At 57.2% G+C, this 18,671-nt stretch carries 15 protein-coding genes; 8 read left to right on the top strand and 7 right to left on the bottom strand.

What is annotated here, in order from left to right:
* Nucleotides 1-154: 154 nt before the first annotated feature.
* From ACLRGG_RS13310 to moeA, 3 genes are all read right to left on the bottom strand, one after another.
* Entirely contained in the window at nucleotides 155-1,669 is a 1,515-nt protein-coding gene (locus tag ACLRGG_RS13310; protein WP_416250216.1) for a sensor domain-containing diguanylate cyclase, read from the bottom strand.
* A gap of 175 nt (nucleotides 1,670-1,844) precedes the next feature.
* Entirely contained in the window at nucleotides 1,845-2,603 is a 759-nt protein-coding gene (moeB, locus tag ACLRGG_RS13305) for a molybdopterin-synthase adenylyltransferase MoeB (RefSeq protein WP_416250215.1), read from the bottom strand.
* A gap of 1 nt (nucleotide 2,604) precedes the next feature.
* Nucleotides 2,605-3,837 (bottom strand): molybdopterin molybdotransferase MoeA, encoded by a 1,233-nt coding sequence (gene moeA / locus ACLRGG_RS13300; protein ID WP_416250214.1) that lies wholly within the window; start codon nucleotides 3,835-3,837, stop codon nucleotides 2,605-2,607.
* Between the two features lie 283 nt (nucleotides 3,838-4,120).
* Between moeA and ACLRGG_RS13295 the strand changes: the two genes are divergently transcribed.
* From ACLRGG_RS13295 to ACLRGG_RS13270, 6 genes are all read left to right on the top strand, one after another.
* Nucleotides 4,121-5,266 carry an isoaspartyl peptidase/L-asparaginase gene (locus ACLRGG_RS13295; RefSeq protein WP_416250213.1) on the top strand — a complete coding sequence of 382 codons (1,146 nt, stop codon included), beginning with the start codon at nucleotides 4,121-4,123 and terminating at the stop codon, nucleotides 5,264-5,266.
* Nucleotides 5,256-7,112 (top strand): glutathione ABC transporter ATP-binding protein GsiA, encoded by a 1,857-nt coding sequence (gene gsiA, locus ACLRGG_RS13290; RefSeq protein ID WP_416250212.1) that lies wholly within the window; start codon nucleotides 5,256-5,258, stop codon nucleotides 7,110-7,112. The genes ACLRGG_RS13295 and gsiA overlap by 11 nt, the downstream gene beginning before the upstream one ends.
* A 42-nt stretch (nucleotides 7,113-7,154) precedes the next feature.
* Complete coding sequence (gsiB, locus tag ACLRGG_RS13285; RefSeq protein WP_416250211.1) at nucleotides 7,155-8,693, top strand: glutathione ABC transporter substrate-binding protein GsiB; 1,539 nt, start codon at nucleotides 7,155-7,157, stop codon at nucleotides 8,691-8,693.
* Nucleotides 8,694-8,758: 65 nt separating this feature from the next.
* The gene (gene gsiC, locus ACLRGG_RS13280; protein WP_416250210.1) at nucleotides 8,759-9,679 is read left to right on the top strand and encodes a glutathione ABC transporter permease GsiC; all 921 of its coding nucleotides are present in this window, start codon (nucleotides 8,759-8,761) and stop codon (nucleotides 9,677-9,679) included.
* Nucleotides 9,680-9,688: 9 nt separating this feature from the next.
* On the top strand, nucleotides 9,689-10,594 hold the full coding sequence (gsiD, locus tag ACLRGG_RS13275; protein ID WP_416250209.1) for a glutathione ABC transporter permease GsiD: 906 nt from the start codon (nucleotides 9,689-9,691) through the stop codon (nucleotides 10,592-10,594).
* A gap of 4 nt (nucleotides 10,595-10,598) precedes the next feature.
* Nucleotides 10,599-11,048, top strand: coding sequence for a DUF4385 domain-containing protein (locus ACLRGG_RS13270; RefSeq protein ID WP_416250208.1), 450 nt, complete (start codon nucleotides 10,599-10,601; stop codon nucleotides 11,046-11,048).
* 132 nt (nucleotides 11,049-11,180) lie between these two features.
* Here ACLRGG_RS13270 and rimO read toward each other — a convergent pair whose 3' ends face one another.
* The gene (gene rimO / locus ACLRGG_RS13265) at nucleotides 11,181-12,509 is read right to left on the bottom strand and encodes a 30S ribosomal protein S12 methylthiotransferase RimO (protein WP_416250207.1); all 1,329 of its coding nucleotides are present in this window, start codon (nucleotides 12,507-12,509) and stop codon (nucleotides 11,181-11,183) included.
* Nucleotides 12,510-13,003: 494 nt separating this feature from the next.
* On the opposite strand from rimO, the gene ACLRGG_RS13260 reads away from it, so the two are divergent.
* On the top strand, nucleotides 13,004-14,131 hold the full coding sequence (locus tag ACLRGG_RS13260) for a PQQ-dependent sugar dehydrogenase (protein WP_416250206.1): 1,128 nt from the start codon (nucleotides 13,004-13,006) through the stop codon (nucleotides 14,129-14,131).
* Nucleotides 14,132-14,194: 63 nt separating this feature from the next.
* Here the strand turns inward: ACLRGG_RS13260 and ACLRGG_RS13255 are convergent, their stop codons facing one another.
* Nucleotides 14,195-14,851 carry an HAD family hydrolase gene (locus tag ACLRGG_RS13255; RefSeq protein ID WP_416250205.1) on the bottom strand — a complete coding sequence of 219 codons (657 nt, stop codon included), beginning with the start codon at nucleotides 14,849-14,851 and terminating at the stop codon, nucleotides 14,195-14,197.
* A gap of 328 nt (nucleotides 14,852-15,179) precedes the next feature.
* On the opposite strand from ACLRGG_RS13255, the gene ACLRGG_RS13250 reads away from it, so the two are divergent.
* Nucleotides 15,180-16,328, top strand: a complete 1,149-nt coding sequence (locus tag ACLRGG_RS13250; protein ID WP_416250246.1) for a serine hydrolase — start codon at nucleotides 15,180-15,182, stop codon at nucleotides 16,326-16,328.
* A gap of 59 nt (nucleotides 16,329-16,387) precedes the next feature.
* Here ACLRGG_RS13250 and ACLRGG_RS13245 read toward each other — a convergent pair whose 3' ends face one another.
* Both ACLRGG_RS13245 and ybjG read right to left on the bottom strand, forming a co-directional pair.
* Nucleotides 16,388-17,671 carry an HAAAP family serine/threonine permease gene (locus tag ACLRGG_RS13245; protein WP_416250204.1) on the bottom strand — a complete coding sequence of 428 codons (1,284 nt, stop codon included), beginning with the start codon at nucleotides 17,669-17,671 and terminating at the stop codon, nucleotides 16,388-16,390.
* 393 nt (nucleotides 17,672-18,064) lie between these two features.
* A complete protein-coding gene (gene ybjG, locus ACLRGG_RS13240; RefSeq protein WP_416250245.1) occupies nucleotides 18,065-18,670 on the bottom strand; it encodes an undecaprenyl-diphosphate phosphatase in 606 nt (201 codons plus the stop codon).
* Nucleotide 18,671 lies beyond the last annotated feature (1 nt).

Raw genomic sequence — 18,671 nt, 5'->3', positions numbered from 1 at the left:
ACTTCCTGTATGCATTCCTGTCTGGCGAAGAGTTTCCAGGAATCTCCGACACCGCCCATAATTGCAGCCAGCGCAATGCAAAAAGGAGCAGCCGGGCCCCACCCGTGCACGACGGCACTGAGTCAATGCCGCATCGGGACTGTCGCTACATAATTTACGATGACGCCTCACCGACCTGGTTTTTCCCCGACGCCTTCGCCTTGTAAAGTGCTTTATCCGCCAGACCAATTAGCGTCTGACGCGTGGCATCACCGTTGCCACCCCGGATAACCTGCACCCCAACGCTCACGGTAACCCTCTTGCTCTCTATATCGGTGCTGGAATGCGGAATCGCCAGCGCTGCAACAGCGTCAACGGCATTATGGGCATAGCGCAGCGCCTCCTCACGCCCGCTACCGGGCAGAATGACCGCAAATTCTTCACCGCCGTAGCGCGTCACGAGATCTTCAGGACCGCGCACCAGCGGCAACAGGGCGCTGCCGACCTGCTTCAGACACTCGTCTCCGGCCAGATGCCCATAGGTATCATTGAAACGCTTGAAAAAATCGACGTCAATCATCAGCAGCGCAACCGGCGTCATCAGCTTATTGGCCCGCAGCAGCGCGCGATCCAGCCACAGATCGAACCGTCGCCGGTTGGCAAGCCCGGTCAGGCTATCGACCAGCGCCAGCGTTTGAAGCGTCTGATTCATTGCGGTGAGCTGATCGCGAACCTGCGCCAGCTCTATTTGATCCTGAATATGCTTGCTCAGATTGCGCAGCAGAAGGTAGCCCATCGCGACAATCACCAATAGCAGCATCACGCAGAGCACAAGATACAGGATCAGATTGGTCATCAGGGCCTGCCGCAGCTGGGCACTGCCGTAGGCGACGGTCACCACCAAAGGGTACCGCTTCAGCGTGGCATAGCCAAAAATACGCTCTACGCCATCCAGCGCAGCCTTATAGGTGGCGGTACCGCTGGAAGCGCTTTTCAGCAGTCGGTTAAACAGCGGACTGTTGGAAATATTGAGATTGATGGTATTGTCCGGGAAAGGACGCGCATACAGCACGGTGCCGCTATTAAGCATCAGCGCCATCAGTCCCTGGTCGCCAATATTGTAATAGCTAAATATCTGCCGAAAATAGTCAATACGCAGCGTTGCCAGCAGCACGCCGCGAAATGAACCGTCCTGATTACTTAAGCGCATGGAAAGGGGGATAACCAGGTCGCCCGTGGAGCGGCTGCGAATAACCTGACCAATATGCATTCCGGGATCGGTATTTCGCTGATGAAAACGAAAGTATTCCCGATCGCTGTTATTACTGTGCTGCTGCAAAATCCCCTCGGAGGTCACCAGCCAGGTGCCTGTTGTATCGTAAATAAACAGGCCATGCAGCTGAGGCAGCGAATCTTTACGCTCACGAAGCAGGTTGGCAATATTCCTTTGCCGCTCAGGATCCAATCCCATCAGGGTGATGCGGTCGCGCAGATCCTCCAGCGTCAGCTCTACCTGCAGAAAGGAGTCTTCCGACTGTTTTGAGACGGACTGAGAAAGGTTGCGTGCGTCATTTTCAGTCTCCCGTACTCCGCGCTGCCAGGTATCCATCACCATCCAGCCGTTCACCAGGATGACGGCCAGGCTGACAATGAGCAGAAAGGCGATCATTAATGTTCGCAGGCTGCTCATGCTGACATTCGGTTGCGATCGGGTTGGCGAAAACATTAATAAAACTCTCCAGTTCCTCAGGGTGTTCCCGCTTAAATATAGTGCCAGTGAGAGGAAAAGTTCTGTTCCAGCCTGAATTAGCTGAAAATTGCAGTAGTGATAACAAAATAGCTGCTGATCTGGGCCACAGACTTTGTTATGTATGATGACCACAGACTTCGCAGGCCGGGTCCTTTGCCACTTTCATGCTGCGGAACTGGAGCGTCATCGCGTCATACATTAGCAGCCTGGCCGCCGGACGTGCGCCATAATCGGCCATAATGCGAATCGCCTCCATCGCCTGCAGGGATCCAATAACGCCAACCAGCGGTGCCATAACGCCAGCCTCCACGCAGCTCAGGGTTTGTGCTCCGAACAGCCTGCTGATACAGCGGTAGCAGGGCTCACTCTCCTGCCAGCTGAAAACGCTGAGCTGTCCCTCCATTCTGATTGCCGCACCGGACACCAGGGGAACCTTGCTGGCATAGCACAGCCGGTTGAGCTGCTCGCGCGTCCCTACGTTGTCGGTGCAGTCGACCACCACCTGATGCTCTGCAATCAGCGCGGCCATTTCTGCATCATCTAAACGGGCATGAATGGCGCGCAGGCTGATATGGGGGTTAAGGTCCCTAAGACGCTGGCGGGCGGAGTCAACCTTGGGCTGACCAATATCCGCATCGGTATGCAGCGTCTGTCGCTGCAAATTGGACACGGCGACGGTATCAAAGTCCAGCAGGGTCAGATGCCCGGTTCCGGCAGAGGCCAGATAGGGGGCGGCCGCGCAGCCCAGGCCGCCCAGTCCCACCACTAACGCTTTTGCGGCTTTAAGCCGCTCCTGCCCCTCGAAGTCAAATCCGCGCAGCACAATCTGGCGGTTGTAGCGCAGGATCTCATCGTTTTGCAGTTCCGGCAGCATTCTATCCCTCCAGCAGCGCGTTAAAGGGTTCAATCTCAACCCATTCGCCATCCTGTACGCTGCCGCGCTCGCGCTCCAGTACGATAAAGCAGTTGGCCATACTGAATGAGCTAAACACGTGCGAACCCTGCGGGCCAGTACTGCGCACTTCAGCCTCGCCGCGATCGTTGCGGCTAAGAATACCGCGCTGGAAATCCAGCCTGCCCGGCGTTTTTTTCAGGTTCCCTACCAGCTTCACCCGCTGGCGCGGTGGCAGGGCAGCGGTCTGCTGGCCGCTCAGCTTCGCCAGCAGCGGCTGGACCAGCTGATAAAAGGTCAGCACGGCAGATACCGGGTTGCCCGGCAGCCCGCAGAACCAGCTGTTTTTGAGTCGGCCAAATGCAAAGGGCTTGCCAGGCTTAATCGCCAGCTTCCAGAAAGTGACTTCGCCGAGCGTTTCCAGCATGCGTTTAGTGTAATCGGCCTCGCCAACGGACACGCCACCGCTGCTCAGGGTGACGTCGGCAATGCTGTCGGCCTGATCAAAGGCCGCGCGAAGCGCATCCGGATCGTCGCGGATAATGCCCAGATCGATAACCTCGCAGCCGAGCTTAGCGAGCATCAGCTTCACCGCCAGGCGGTTGGTATCGTAGATCTGGCCCGGTGCCAGCGGCTGGCCCGGGGTTTGCAGCTCGTCGCCGGTGGAGAAAACGGCGACGCGAAGCCTGCGCAGCGCTTTAACCTCCGGTACGCCCAGCGAGGCCAGCAGCGGCAGCTCAGCCGCGCCCAGCCGCGTACCCGCCCGCAGTACGCTGTCACCTTCGCGGATATCTTCTCCCGGCAGGCGGATATTTTGCCCGGCGGTAACGATGCCAGTCAGGCGGATCGCTTCGCCCTGCCGTTCGGTCTCCTCCTGCATGACCACCGCTTCCGCGCCTTCAGGAACGGGAGCGCCGGTCATAATGCGTACACAGCTGCCCGCGGGCCAGCTGCCGCTAAACGGCACCCCGGCGAAGGCCTTTCCGGCGACCGTCAGCGTGTCGGCCTGCGCATCGGCCAGGCGAAGGGCGTAGCCGTCCATCGCCGAGTTGGCGAAGGGGGGCACGTTTACCGGTGAGACCACGTCAGCGGCGGTAATGCGGCCAGCGGCCTCAACCAGAGGCAGCGTTTCACTTTCGCTGACCGGGGTAATTTGTGCCAGCATGGTCGCCAGCGCATCGTCAAGGGAGATCAGTCCCGCAGTAAAGGATTCCATAGTGTCTCCGGCATGCCCCAGCAGGGACGGCAATAAAAGCAGAAGGCAATATTATGGCGCGAATCCACGCCAGGGTCACGTAAACGGCGGAAAGGATATCCGCAGTCCGGCAGCAGTAAGCGCACCGGCAGTTATGAGATAGAACTTTTCGTTATGACCCGGTGCTAAACATTCCCCTTTACATCACTTTATTGCCTGCCTATAGTCAAAAACGTCCTTATATTAAATAAAATCATTCTAACTCAGTGTTTTCCATGCTGATTTGGCACTCAGGGTACCGGTTATGGTCAGAGCAGTTATCGCCATCCACGGCGGAGCAGGGGCGATTGCCCGCGCCAGTATGCGCGCAGAGCAGGAACGCCACTATACTCAGGCGCTGGCAGATATCGTTGCCCACGGTCAGGCAGTGCTCGCCGCAGGGGGAAGCGCACTGGATGCGGTGACCGAAGCGGTACGCCTGCTGGAAGAGTGCCCACTCTTCAACGCGGGCAAAGGGGCGGTCTTCACCCACAAGGGAACGCACGAGCTGGATGCCTCTGTTATGGATGGTCGCACGCTGGCAGCCGGTGCCGTCGCAGGTATCAGCCAGATTCGTAATCCGATCCTCGCCGCACGGGCGGTGCTTGAAAACAGCCCGCACGTTCTGCTGACGGGCGAAGGGGCGGAAGCGTTCGCCGCCGGGCAGGGTCTGGAACAGGTTGCACCGGACTTTTTCTCCACCGCAGCGCGCTGGGAACAGCTTGAGCGCGCACGTGATGCGAATCAGCTGCTGCTCGATCATGGCGGTGCCGCAGCGGCGCACCGCGAGTCTGACGCAGGTGAAAAAGCTGCCCGGCTGCGCGACGACGCAGACCTGGCGGGAAGCGATAAAGATTGGGCGGGAGAAGGAGAAGACCCGGCTTCAGGCGCTGAAGACGTGGCGGGAGATGCTGGAACCGTAGGCGCGGGCGCGCCGCTCGATGCGGACAGCAAATTCGGCACCGTGGGGGCGGTTGCGCTCGACCTGGCAGGGAACCTGGCCGCCGCCACCTCAACCGGGGGGATGACCAATAAACAGGCGGGTCGCGTGGGCGATTCGCCGATTGTCGGGGCGGGCTGTTATGCCAGTAACGCCACCGTTGCCGTTTCCTGCACCGGCACCGGTGAGGTCTTTATGCGGCTGCTGGCCGCCTATGATATTGCCGCGCAAATGGAGTATGGCGGGCTGACGCTGGCGGAGGCCAGCGATCGGGTTATTCTGCATAAGGTTCCCGAACTTGGCGGCAGCGGCGGCGCGATTGCGATTGACCGCGCAGGTAACGTCGCCCTGCCGTTTAACTGCGAGGGTATGTATCGCGGTTACGGTTATGTCGGCAAGGCGCCCGTCACCGGCATCTATCGGGAAGAGCCGGGCGCGGAAAACAGTAAGGAGCAGGAGGATGACGAATAAAGCAGCGATTCCCGCGAATCAGGTCCTGTCCGTCAGGGATTTGGGCGTCAGCTTCCGCCAGGAAGGGGACGTGACGAGGGCGGTCAAAAGCCTTTCGCTGGACGTCCAGCGCGGTGAGACGCTGGCGATTGTCGGCGAGTCCGGTTCAGGAAAGTCCGTTACCTCGCTGGCGCTGATGCGGCTGATAGAGCAGGGCGGCGGGCGTATCGACAGCGGCGAGATATGGCTGCGCCGCCGCAATGATCAGCTGGTTGAACTGTCGTCCGCCCCCCAGTCCCAGCTACGTCGCATTCGCGGGGCGGACATGGCGATGATCTTTCAGGAGCCGATGACCTCGCTGAACCCGGTGTTCCCCGTCGGTGAGCAGATCGCCGAATCCCTGCGTCTTCACCAGGGGAAAAGCCACCGCGAGGCGCTGAAAGAAGCGGAGCGCATGCTCGACCTGGTGCGTATTCCCGATGCGAAAAACGTGCTCTCCCGCTTTCCCCATCAGCTTTCGGGCGGTATGCGCCAGCGCGTGATGATTGCGATGGCGCTCTCGTGCCGTCCGGCGCTGCTGATTGCCGACGAGCCGACTACCGCGCTGGATGTCACCATCCAGGCGCAGATCCTCCAGCTAATCCGCGTACTGCAAAAAGAGATGCAGATGGGGGTGATTTTTATCACTCACGATATGGGCGTGGTGGCGGAAATGGCCGATCGCGTGCAGGTGATGTACCGCGGCGACGTGGTGGAAACCGGCACGGTTGAGAATATTTTTGAGCGCCCTCAGCAGCCCTATACCCGCGCGCTGCTGGCCGCCGTCCCCAAACTTGGCGCCATGACCGGCACTGCTTTCCCGCTGCATTTCCCCCTGACGGGCAGCGGGGAGGACGTGACCCCGACGGTGCCGCAGAACACCGTGGTTAATGAGGGAGATCCGGTTCTGCAGGTCAGGGATCTGGTAACCCGTTTTGATATTCGCAGTGGCCTGTTTAACCGTGTCACTCGCCGGGTCCACGCCGTAGAAAAGGTCAGTTTTGATCTGCATGCGGGCGAGACGCTGGCGCTGGTGGGCGAATCGGGCTGTGGCAAATCCACCACCGGGCGGTCGCTGCTGCGGCTGGTGGAAAGCCAGGGCGGGTCTGTCACCTTCAACGGCCAGCGGATTGATCGGCTGACCGGGCCGGCGCTTTCGCATCTGCGGCGCGACATCCAGTTTATTTTTCAGGATCCCTATGCTTCGCTCGATCCCCGCCTGACCGTCGGCTTTTCGATTATGGAACCGCTGCTGGTTCACGGTATGGCTAAAGGCCAGGCGGCAGAAGATCGCGTGGCCTGGCTGCTGCAGCGCGTTGGGCTGCTGCCTGAACATGCGCGGCGCTATCCGCACGAGTTTTCCGGCGGTCAGCGGCAGCGTATCTGTATTGCCCGTGCGCTGGCGCTCAACCCCAAAGTGGTGATTGCTGACGAATCGGTATCCGCGCTGGACGTCTCCATCCAGGCGCAAATCGTGAATCTGATGCTCGACCTGCAGCGGGAATTTGGCATAGCCTTCCTGTTTATCTCGCATGATATGGCGATTGTCGAGCGCATCAGCCACCGCGTCGCGGTGATGTACCTCGGGCAGATTGTGGAGATTGGGCCGCGCCAGTCGGTATTCGAAAATCCTCAGCATCCCTATACCCGTAAGCTGATGTCTGCCGTACCGGTGGCCGATCCCCGCCATCGTCGACGCGAAAGAGCACTGCTGGTGGATGAAATCCCCAGTGCGGTACGCGCTCTGGGAGACGAGCCGGAAGTGGCTCAGCTGGTAGAAGTGAGCGCCGGACACTATGTTGCCCGCCATGCCATTGGCGGTGCCTGACTTGCAGCACAACAATAAGAAGGGACAGGAGATGAATGCAAAATGATGATAACCCGCAAACGTAACATGCTCTTAACTGCCGGACTTCTGGGCAGCCTGGCGGCAGTGCCGGCCTGGGCAGCACAGGATGCGGTGATCGCCGTGGGATCGAACTTCACCACCCTCGACCCCTACGATGCGAACGATACGCTGTCTCAGTCGGTTGCAAAATCCTTCTATCAGGGCCTGTTTGGCTTCGATAAAGAGATGAAGCTGACCAACGTGCTGGCCGAGAGCTACCAGGCCAGCCCCGACGGCCTGACCTACACCATCAAACTGCGTCCGGGCATTAAGTTCCAGGACGGCACCGACTTTAATGCCGAAGCGGTGAAGGTGAATCTTGACCGCGCCAGCAACCCGGATAACCATCTCAAGCGCTACAACCTGTTTAAGTCGGTTGGCACCACCGAAGTGGTGGATCCCACCACGGTCAAAATCACCTTAAAACAGCCGTTTTCTGCCTTTATCAATACGCTGGCCAGCCCGGCGGCCGCGATGATCTCTCCGACCGCGCTGAAGAAATACGGCAAGGATATCGGCTTCCATCCTGTGGGTACCGGGCCGTTCGAGCTGGAAACCTGGAATCAAACCGATTTTGTGAAGGTGAAGAAATTCGCGGGCTACTGGAAGTCGGGCTATCCAAAGCTGGATACCATCACCTGGCGTCCGGTAGTGGATAACAACACCCGCGCGGCGATGCTGCAAACCGGCGAAGCCAATTTTGCCTTCCCCATCCCCTATGAGCAGGCGAAGCTGCTGGAGAAAAATCCGAAGCTGGATCTGGTGACCTCACCGTCCATTATGCAGCGCTATATCAGCTTCAATGTCACCCAGAAGCCGTTTGATAACCCTAAAGTACGCGAAGCCATTAACTACGCCATTAACCGTCAGGCGCTGGTGAAAGTGGCCTTCTCCGGCTACGCCACCCCGGCTAACGGCATTGTGCCGCCTGCCATTCAGTACTCCCAGGCCTATCCGGCCCCTGAGTACAACCCGGCTAAGGCGCGCGAACTGTTGAAGGAAGCGGGCTTCCCGAACGGGTTCACCACCACGCTCTGGTCTTCACATAACCACAGCACCGCGCAGAAGGTGTTGCAGTTTACCCAGCAGCAGCTGGCCCAGGTGGGTATTAAGGTTAATGTCGTGGCGATGGATGCCGGACAGCGCGCGGCGGAAGTGGAGGATAAAGGTCAGAAAGAGAGCGGCGTACGCATGTTCTATACCGGCTGGTCCGCTTCTACCGGCGAAGCGAACTGGGCGCTAACGCCACTGTTTGCCACCCAGTCCTGGCCGCCAACCATCTTTAATACTGCGTTTTACAGCAATCCGCAGGTAGATAAAGATCTGACCGAGGCGCTGAATACCACCGACGGCGATAAAAAAGCGTCGCTGTATAAGGATGCGCAGGATCGTATCTGGAAGGATCAGCCCTGGGCCCCGCTGGTGGTAGAAAAGCTGGTTTCAGCCAATACTAAAAACCTGACGGGCTTCTACGTCATGCCTGACACCTCGTTCAGCTTTGACGACGCCTCTCTGAAGTAACCCGCCGATACACGCCCGCACCTTCCCTCCCGGAAGGTGCGGCTGTCTGAGGCGCAGGATAACGCATGCTTAATTATTTTATCAGACGTTTACTGGGACTGATCCCAACGCTGCTGATTGTGGCGGTTCTGGTGTTCCTGTTTGTTCATATGCTGCCGGGCGACCCGGCTCGCCTTGTGGCAGGGCCAGAGGCCGATGCGACGGTGGTGACGCTGGTGCGCCACCAGTTAGGGCTGGATCAGCCGATTACCCATCAGTTCTGGCACTTTATCACCCATGCGCTACAGGGCGATTTTGGTCAGTCGATGGTGACTAAGCGGCCGGTTTCCACCGAAATCGCGCAGCGCTTCTTCCCCACGCTCTGGCTGACGTTAAGCAGTATGGTCTGGTCGGTGATTCTGGGTATGGCCATCGGCATTATCTCGGCGGTATGGCGCAATAAATGGCCGGATAAACTGGGCATGACGCTGGCCGTATCGGGTATTTCCTTCCCGGCTTTTGCCCTTGGCATGCTGCTGATGCAGGTATTCTCCGTCCAGCTGGGCTGGCTGCCTACGGTGGGCGCTGATGGCTGGCGACACTATATTTTACCCTCAATTACCCTGGGCGCGGCGGTCGCGGCGGTTATGGCGCGCTTTACCCGCGCATCCTTTGTTGAGGTCATGCAGGAAGACTATATGCGTACCGCGCGGGCGAAAGGCGTGCGGGAGACGTGGGTAATCGTCAAGCACGGCCTGCGCAATGCGATGATCCCGGTGGTGACGATGATGGGCCTGCAGTTTGGTTTCCTGCTGGGGGGATCGATCGTCGTCGAGGTGGTATTTAACTGGCCGGGACTGGGACGGTTATTGGTGGATTCGGTTGAAATGCGCGACTACCCGGTGGTACAGGCCGAAGTGCTGCTGTTCTCGCTGGAGTTTATTCTGATTAACCTGATTGTCGATATGCTCTATGCCGCAATCAACCCTGCGATTCGCTATAAATAAGGACCCGCGATGAAAAACTGGCGACTTAACGCGGCGCTGTCCGCGATGCCGACTATAACGCAGCATCGCGTGCGCACCCCCTGGCATGAGTTCTGGCGGCGCTTCCGCCGTCAGCCGGTGGCGATAGCGGCAGGTCTGTTTGTGCTGCTGCTGATTGTGGTGGCGATGCTGGCTCCCTGGCTTGCCCCGTTTGATGCTGAAAACTATTTCGACTACGACAGGCTGACGGAAGGCCCCTCGCTGATGCACTGGTTCGGCGTGGACTCGCTTGGGCGAGATATTTTTAGCCGGGTGCTGCTGGGTACGCGGCTGTCGCTGATTTCCGGTTTCGTCTCGGTGGCGATAGGTGCTGCGATCGGCACGGCGCTGGGCCTGCTGGCGGGTTACTACGAAGGCTGGTGGGATCGCATTATCATGCGCATCAGCGATGTGCTGTTTGCCTTCCCCGGCATTCTGCTGGCGATCGCGGTGGTGGCGATCATGGGCACCGGCATGTCGAACGTGATTATTGCCGTCGCGATCTTCAGCATTCCGGCCTTTGCCCGCCTGGTGCGGGGCAATACGCTGGTGCTAAAGCATATGACCTATATTGAGTCGGCACGCAGCATCGGCGCATCGGATCTCACCATCCTGGTTCGCCATATTCTGCCCGGCACCCTCTCTTCGATTGTGGTCTATTTCACCATGCGCATCGGCACCTCGATCATTACGGCGGCCAGCCTGTCATTTTTGGGGCTGGGCGCGCAGCCGCCAACGCCGGAGTGGGGGGCGATGCTTAATGAAGCCCGCGCGGATATGGTGATGGCGCCGCACGTAGCGGTATTCCCCAGCCTGGCGATATTTCTCACCGTTCTGGCCTTTAATCTGCTGGGTGACGGTCTGCGCGATGCGCTGGATCCTAAGCTAAAGAGCTAACCTGATGAAAGAATTCGATTATGAACAGGATTTTAAGCGCATTGATTTCCGTCAGCATCCAGAGCTTTATCAGGTAGGACGCGGCGAGCAGGGCGTGTTGATGGTGGAGCCTTATAAAGGTGAGATCCTTCCCCACTGGCGCTTCCGCACGCCTGAAATTGCCCGGGCCTCGGCGGATGAGATTATGAAACTGTTTGAGGCGTACCGCGCCAGCGATGATTTTGTCGGCATGGATATGGCGCGTAAGTTTATTCAGATGGGGTATACCCGCGCCAGGCGCTATGCCAATCACAAGGGCGGCCGCAAGTATGATAATGATCGTGAGGTGCTGCCGCGTGAGCTGAACGAAGAGAAGGCCGCTGCGGCGGCTATTTTTAAAGCGGAGTGGGACAAGCTGCGGGCCGATGCGGACTATCTGGCCCGGAAGAAAGCGCATCAGGCGAAATATGGCTGAGGCTGACCGCGTCAGTTGTAATGGGCTAAACCCTGTCGCGTCGCGTGTCGCTGGCTGAAGCCAGCCGCTTCACCTGAAGTTGTCGATACTGAAACCGCCGGTTGAAACCGGCGGTAAGCAGGCGAACAGAGGCTAGATTTTAGATGCCCACAGATCGTATTCGTCGGCGTTATCCACCTTCACGCGGATAATGTCACCGGGCTTCACGTTAAACTCTCCGTTCAGATAGACCGCACCGTCGATCTCAGGGGCGTCGGCCATGCTGCGGCCAATTGCGCCTTCCTCATCCACTTCGTCAATAATCACCAGAATCTCACGACCGACTTTCTCCTGCAGGCGCTCAGCGGAGATTGCCTGCTGTAGCTGCATAAAGCGATCGTAACGCTCCTCTTTAACCGACTCCGGCACCGGGTCAGGCAGCTGGTTGGCCGTAGCGCCTTCGACCGGACTGTATTTAAAGCAGCCCACGCGATCCAGCCGTGCTTCCTTGAGGAAATCGAGCAGCATCTGGAAATCTTCTTCCGTTTCACCGGGGAAGCCGACAATAAACGTCGAGCGAAGCGTCAGTTCAGGGCAAATCTGGCGCCAGCGCTTGATGCGCTCCAGCGTACGCTCTACGGCACCTGGTCGCTTCATCAGCTTAAGAATGCGCGGGCTGGCATGCTGAAGGGGAATGTCGAGATAGGGCAGCAGCTTGCCTTCCGCCATCAGCGGGATCACATCGTCAACGTGTGGGTAAGGGTAAACATAGTGCAGGCGCACCCATACGCCCAGCTTCGCCAGCTGTTCGCACAGGCTGACCATACTGGTTTTAACCGGCTGACCGTTCCAGAAGCCGGTACGGTGTTTGACGTCGACGCCGTAGGCTGACGTATCCTGCGAGATCACCAGCAGCTCTTTCACCCCGGCTTCGGCCAGTCGACGGGCCTCGTCGAGCACCGAACCGATAGGGCGGCTGTCCAGATCGCCACGCATAGAGGGAATAATACAGAAGGTGCAGCGATGGTTGCAGCCTTCGGAAATTTTCAGATAGGCATAGTGGCGCGGCGTCAGCTTCACGCCCTGTTCTGGCACCAGGCTGGTGAACGGATTATGCTGTGGCTTAGGCACGTAGCGATGCACGTGGGACAGCACCTGCTCATAGCTGTGAGGGCCGGTAATTTCCAGCACTTTGGGATGCACTTCCCGGATCTGGTTCTCCTTCGCGCCCAGGCAGCCGGTAACAATGACCTTACCGTTTTCATTCAGCGCTTCACCGATCGCTTCCAGCGACTCCTGCACCGCGCTGTCGATAAAGCCGCAGGTATTAACGATAACGATTTCCGCATCGTCATAGCGTGGCACAACCTCGTATCCTTCCGTACGCAACTCGGTGAGGATCCGTTCAGAGTCGACCAGGTTTTTTGGGCAGCCCAGCGAGACGAAACCGACCCGTGGTGCCATTGTTGTAGTTTGCGACATAGCTCATTTCCAGTTCAGCACAGCAATTTGCGCGGGATTTTACCGGGGTCGAAGCAAAATTTATACAGCAATGTTAATAACAGAGGGGATTAAAGGGGGGCAGAGTCCTTCAGGGAGGCTTAGAATTGCTATGGGCTTACCCGCCAACAGTGAATACTAACACTTGCCAGGCTTAGTGGTGCAGAGTATTCCCGAAGATCTTGCTGCCAGAGCAGGCTGGAGGAAAGGGGCCGTGGTTAATATTACTGCCGATGTTGAAGCGGTAAGTATCAGACTGTCCAGGCGCATGGCGCGGTGCCAAAGACGGCGGCGAAGCTACCTGCCGGGACTGATCGATGCGAGATCCGCACGTTTATTGATCTATCAATGCAATCAGTTACGAAATCAAGGTATACCCGACGGCCCCTGCACCCCAGCTTAATGTTTTGTAAAACTTCCACGTGCTTTGACACCTTTTACTAGATTTATCTGATGCTTCCCATCAGGAGAAAGGTATGTCCCGTTTCGTTAAATACATCTTGCTGGCCGTCGCGCTGACCCTGAGTCAGGGGGCAGTGGCGCAGAAATTGACCGTTGAAGAGCTGCAGAAAGGATTGGATCACCCCTGGGCGCTGGCATTTATGCCGGATGGGGAAAGCATGCTGATAACCGAACGTGCGGGGCAGCTGCGCCTCTGGCAGCCCGGTAAGGGGCTGTCGCAGCCGGTTAGCGGCGTGCCGAAGGTGTGGGCGCAGCGTCAGGGTGGCCTGCTGGACGTGGCGCTGGCGCCGGACTTTGAACAGAGTCATCGCGTCTGGCTCACCTGGACCGAAGCGGACAGTGAGGGCAGGGCGGGTGCTGCGGTGGGCTACGGTACGCTAAGCCCGGACAGCCGCCAGCTTACAAATTTTCGGGTGGTGCTTCGTCAGCAGCCATGGCTCTCCAGTGGCGCTAATTTGGGATCGAGGCTGGCCTTTGATGATAAGGGATATCTCTATGTTACCTTTGGCGATAATTTCCACGCTGAAACCGCTCAGGATCCCGCGTCACTGACCGGCAAAGTAATACGGCTGAATGCCGATGGCAGCGTGCCGAAAGATAATCCTTTTGTCGGTAAGGCCGGGGCGCGGAGCGAAGTCTGGACCTCGGGGATGCGTAATCCTCAGGGGCTGGCGCTCAACCCCTGGACGCATGAGATGTGGGAAAGCGAGCACGGCCCGCGCGGCGGAGACGAGGTTAATATCCTCAGCAAGGGCAAGAATTACGGCTGGCCGCTCGCCACCTGGGGCATTGACTACAGCGGGGAAAAAGTCCCGGGATCGAAAGGGGGCAGGGTGGCAGGCACCGAGCAGCCTGCGTTTTGGTGGAAGGTGTCACCCGCCATCAGCGGCATGGCGTTCTATAACAGCCCGCGCTTTCCGCAGTGGAAAAATAGCTTATTTATCGGCGCGCTGAAGCAGCAGAGCCTGATCCACCTGAAGGTGGACGGCAGCAACATTGAGGAAAAAGAGCGGCTTCTGGCCGACCGTAAGGAGCGCATTCGTGACGTAAGAACGGGGCCGGATGGCTACCTGTATGTGCTGACGGATGAGAACGACGGCAAGCTGCTTAAGGTTGGTCTGGCGGAGTCATCCGGCCAGTAGCGCGCTGTGAGCGATTCTCTCTGACCCGGCGTCACATTGCTCCGCCACGCCCGGCAGAGGGGATTATCTGACCCAGTTGCACACTTCCCAGCCTCGCTGCTGTGCCAGAGTGTGCAGTGGCTGGGCCGGATTTATCACCCAGGCGTGATCGGCGTGTTCCAGCATCGCCAGGTCATTTAATGAGTCGCTGTAGGCCCAGGTGCGGTTAAATTTTGCTTTCTGCTGGTCGTCAAGCCACTCCTGTAGCCGGGCGACTTTGCCCTCTTTATAGGTCACTGTGCCGTAGGTGTTTCCGCTGTAACGGTCATCCACAATCTCAACGCCAATGGCCAGGGCATCATGAGCGCCAAGCTGCTGCGCGATGGGTGTTACCAGGTGTTCGCCGCTGGCGGAAATCACCAGAATGGTATCGCCGCGCTGCTGATGCCAGCTCATGCGTTCGCGGGCAGCGGGGTAAACGCGGGGAAGTATATCGCGCTGTATAAACCGGCGTACCCAGCCGGAAACCGTTAACGTGCCCATGCCGGTCAGCGGGGCCAGGATAGTTTGCATATACTCATCCATCGACAACGACCCTGCATAGTACTGCTCCATCAACGCCTGCTCCTGTTCAATCAGTTCAGGTGGCGCAAACCCCTGGGAGACCAGCCAGCGCAGCCACAGGCCAGTGCTGTCTTCACAAATAAGGGTCTCATCAAGGTCAAACAGGGCTAAATCCATGGTGTTGCTCCTCAGGCAGATTGACCTCAGAGTAGCGGAATTATGTGATGCACTTAACTGTTTTGCAAAAATTCGGAATTTAGCCTGGTTTCGCTGGCGGTGAAGGCGAAAAAACCGCCACTTTACCCTCAGTGTCAGGTTATTATCTAATAAAATATAAAAATCTTTACTCTACTGCTGTTCAAATTCGAGCATAGAAACGATAGCGTAGCAGGACAAGTGCCCGTCATCGCTGTGAAAATTCTTACCTTTCAAATGGATATCTGGTCCCACCATGAAGAAATCGCTCATCTCCCTAAGCTTCACGCTCTCCACCTCCGCGTCGTTAATGCTGCTGACCTTATCATTCGCCCATGCAGAAGAGGCACCCGCGCCGCCCGAGATCAATGCAAAAGCCTGGATCCTGATGGATTACAATAGCGGTAAAGTGCTGACGGAATCTCATGCCGACGATCGTCTCGATCCCGCCAGCCTGACCAAAATGATGGCCAGCTATGTGGCCGGGCAGGCGATCAAGTCGGGTAAAATTACCAACGACGATATGGTCACCGTGGGTAAAGACGCCTGGGCAACGGGCAATCCTATCCTGCAGGGCTCGTCGCTGATGTTTCTGAAGCCGGGCGATCGCATTCCGGTCTCCGAGCTGAATAAGGGCATTATCATCCAGTCCGGTAACGATGCCAGCATTGCGCTGGCTGACTATGTGGCGGGGAGCCAGGATGCTTTTGTCGGGCTGATGAACAATTACGTCAAGGCGCTGGGCCTGCAAAATACCCATTTCAAAACCGTGCATGGCCTGGATTCTGACGGGCAGTACAGTACCGCGCGCGATATGGCGCTGATTGGCCAGGCGCTAATTCGCGATGTTCCGGCAGAGTACGCCCTGCATAAAGAGAAAGAGTTCACCTTTAACCATATCCGCCAGTACAACCGCAATCGCCTGCTGTGGAGCACCAACCTTAAGGTAGACGGCATTAAAACCGGCCATACCAACGGCGCGGGAAATAATCTTGTCGCCTCGGCGACGGATGGCGATCAGCGACTGATCTCAGTGGTGCTGGGCGCGGCGACCGACGGTATTCGCTTTCGTGAAAGTGAAAAGCTGCTGACCTGGGGCTTCCGTTTTTACGAAACCGTTACGCCGATTAAGGCCGACAAGCCCTTTTCCACTCAGCGGGTCTGGTTTGGCGATAAAAAAGAGGTCAATCTCGGCGTTGCGAAGGATGCAGCGATTACCCTGCCTAAGGGGCAGATGAAAAATCTGAAAGCCAGCTTTACGCTTTCTCAGCCGCAGCTCACCGCGCCGCTTAAGAAAAATCAGCAGGTTGGCGTCATCGACTTCCAGCTCAATGGCAAGACCATTGAACAGCGGCCGCTGGTGGCGATGGAGGCAGTCGAAGAGGGGGGCTTCTTCAGTCGCGCCTGGGATTTCGTGATGATGAAACTGAGTAGCGTGTTTGGGAAGTGGTTTTCCTGATCGGCAGCAATAATGGCGGGTAAGAAAGAGCGGCCTGCGTGGCCGCTCTTTTGTTACAGCTAAAACAGATCCCAGGCGATGGCAGAAATGGCAATCAGGCCCACCAGCACCACAAACAGGTTGCTGATTTTACCGCTGTACTGACGCATAGCCGGCACCTTATGAATGGCATACATCGGCATCAGGAACAGCAGGATCGCGATAATCGGGCCGCCCAGGGTTTCAATCATCCCCAGGATGCTCGGGTTTAGCGTCGCTACCAGCCAGGTGGTGAGCAGCATAAAGAGGGCGGTAATTCTGTTCAGCTTATGCTCTGAAAGATCCTTCCCACGTTTGCCAAGCGATTTTACCATCAGGCCGTTAAAGCCTTCACGCGCACCGAGATAGTGCCCAAGAAAGGATTTCGTGATCGCCACCATCGCAATAACCGGCGCAAGCCAGGCCATCAGCGGCGTATCAAAATGGTTAGCCAGGTAGGAAAGAATCGAAATATTTTGCGCTTTCGCTTCGGCAAGGTTCGCCGGTGACAGGCTGAGGACGCAGCTGAAAACGAAAAACATCACCGTTAGCACCATCATCAGATGGCTGCGGGCAAGAATACGCGAACATTTCTTTTCAGCGTAGTCGCCATACTCTTCACGTTTTGCAACGGCGAAGGCAGAGATAATCGGCGAGTGGTTAAAGGAGAAAACCATTACCGGAATGGCCAGCCACAGCGTCATCCACAGGCCTTTACCGCTGCCCGCCATGCTGACATGCTGAAACAGGGAGCTGTTCCAGTGCGGGATCAGACAGAGTGCCAGGCCCATCAGCACCAGTACAAAAGGATAGACCAGCACGCTCATGGTCTTCACGATCATCTCTTTACCGAAGCGCACGATGGTCATCAGCCCGACGATCAGGATCAGTGCCAGCAGCGCTCTCGGCGGGGCCGTAAGATGCAGCTGGTGGGTAAGGAAACTTTCAACGGTATTAGTGATCGCCACGCTGTAGACCAGCAGGATAGGGTAGATGGCAAAGAAATAGAGCAGCGTCAGAAGCTTCCCGGCACCGGCGCCAAAATGCTCTTCCACCACGCCGGTAATATCTTCGCCGCGGCTTTTACCGGAGAGAACAAAGCGGCACAGACCGCGATGCGCGAAAAAGGTCATGGGGAAGGCGAGCAGCGCCATGATAACCAGCGGAATCAGGCCGCCAATACCGGCATTAATCGGTAAAAATAGTACGCCCGCGCCTATTGCCGTACCGTACAGTCCCAGCATCCACATTGTATCGCTTTTGCGCCAGGCCGCAGCCTCGTCTGCTAATGGCACATTAAGCGTGGCCGCCTTAGATGATTCCATAATGATCTCCATATTAAAAACAGTGAAGTAAACCGCTCCTGCCTGCGATATCACCTGCCGCGGTTGCGCAATTTAGTTCACTCTTTTCCCGAGACGGCGACACTCTACCACCAGAATGAGAAGAAGGAAGAGGGCAGAAGGGAGTTTCTGGCGATCCTAATCACAGTTATGACAATGTTTCTGGGGTTATATACTGGCTGCGCGCTAATGATGGGGTGTAATCGCTGGCTGGATGCGGTTTTACTGGTTTATTAAACTGAGTTATCGGCGGGTTTGATTGCTTAAATCGTGGGCTGTTTGCGGATTTTATCTGCGGGCTACATCGTAACCCACTCAAATTATGCGGAGAAGAAAGCTGAAGGGTGGAACAGTGTTCCACCCTTTTTTGTCACGTTAGTCGCGCACCCAGCCTTTACGGATAGGGAACGCAAAGACCACGCGATAGAGCCAGGAGATATTTTCCAGCAGTCGTCTGCCGCAGAAATACCAGGCTACCTGAGCGAACAGGCAGGAGAGCATACCAACCAGCAGGCCGCCGAGCATATCCATCGGCCAGTGTACGCCGAGATAAATTCGTGACCAGGCGATGGCCGCCCCGATCAGCATCAGCATGATGCCGGACCAGACGCGATGCCAGCACATAAAGGCAATGGCAAAGGTGAAAATTGCCGTGCCGTGATCGCTTGGATAAGAGTCATCGGGCGCGTGATGCAGAAACTGATAACCCAGCCCGATCATAAAGGGACGCGGATGCGGGTACAGGTTGCCAATACACCATGAGATAGTGAGCGCGTAGCCCAGTGCGATACCGGTTTTCAACACCAGTTCGCGCTGAGAGTTTAGCTGGCCTTTGGGGCCCCAGAGCCACAGTGCAACGATAAGCACCGGCACGATTGCAATCAGATCGCGGGCGATAAGGGTTGCCAGGGTAATCAGCCATCCGGGCGACTCTGGTGTGGCGTTGATCCAGAGAAACAGCGACCGGTTTAGCGCTTCCATC

Origin of the sequence: Erwinia sp. PPS120 (assembly GCF_047918655.1) — a bacterium.
Taxonomy (GTDB): Bacteria; Pseudomonadota; Gammaproteobacteria; order Enterobacterales; family Enterobacteriaceae; genus Erwinia; species Erwinia tasmaniensis_A.
This window is presented reverse-complemented; position numbering and strand designations above follow the sequence as displayed.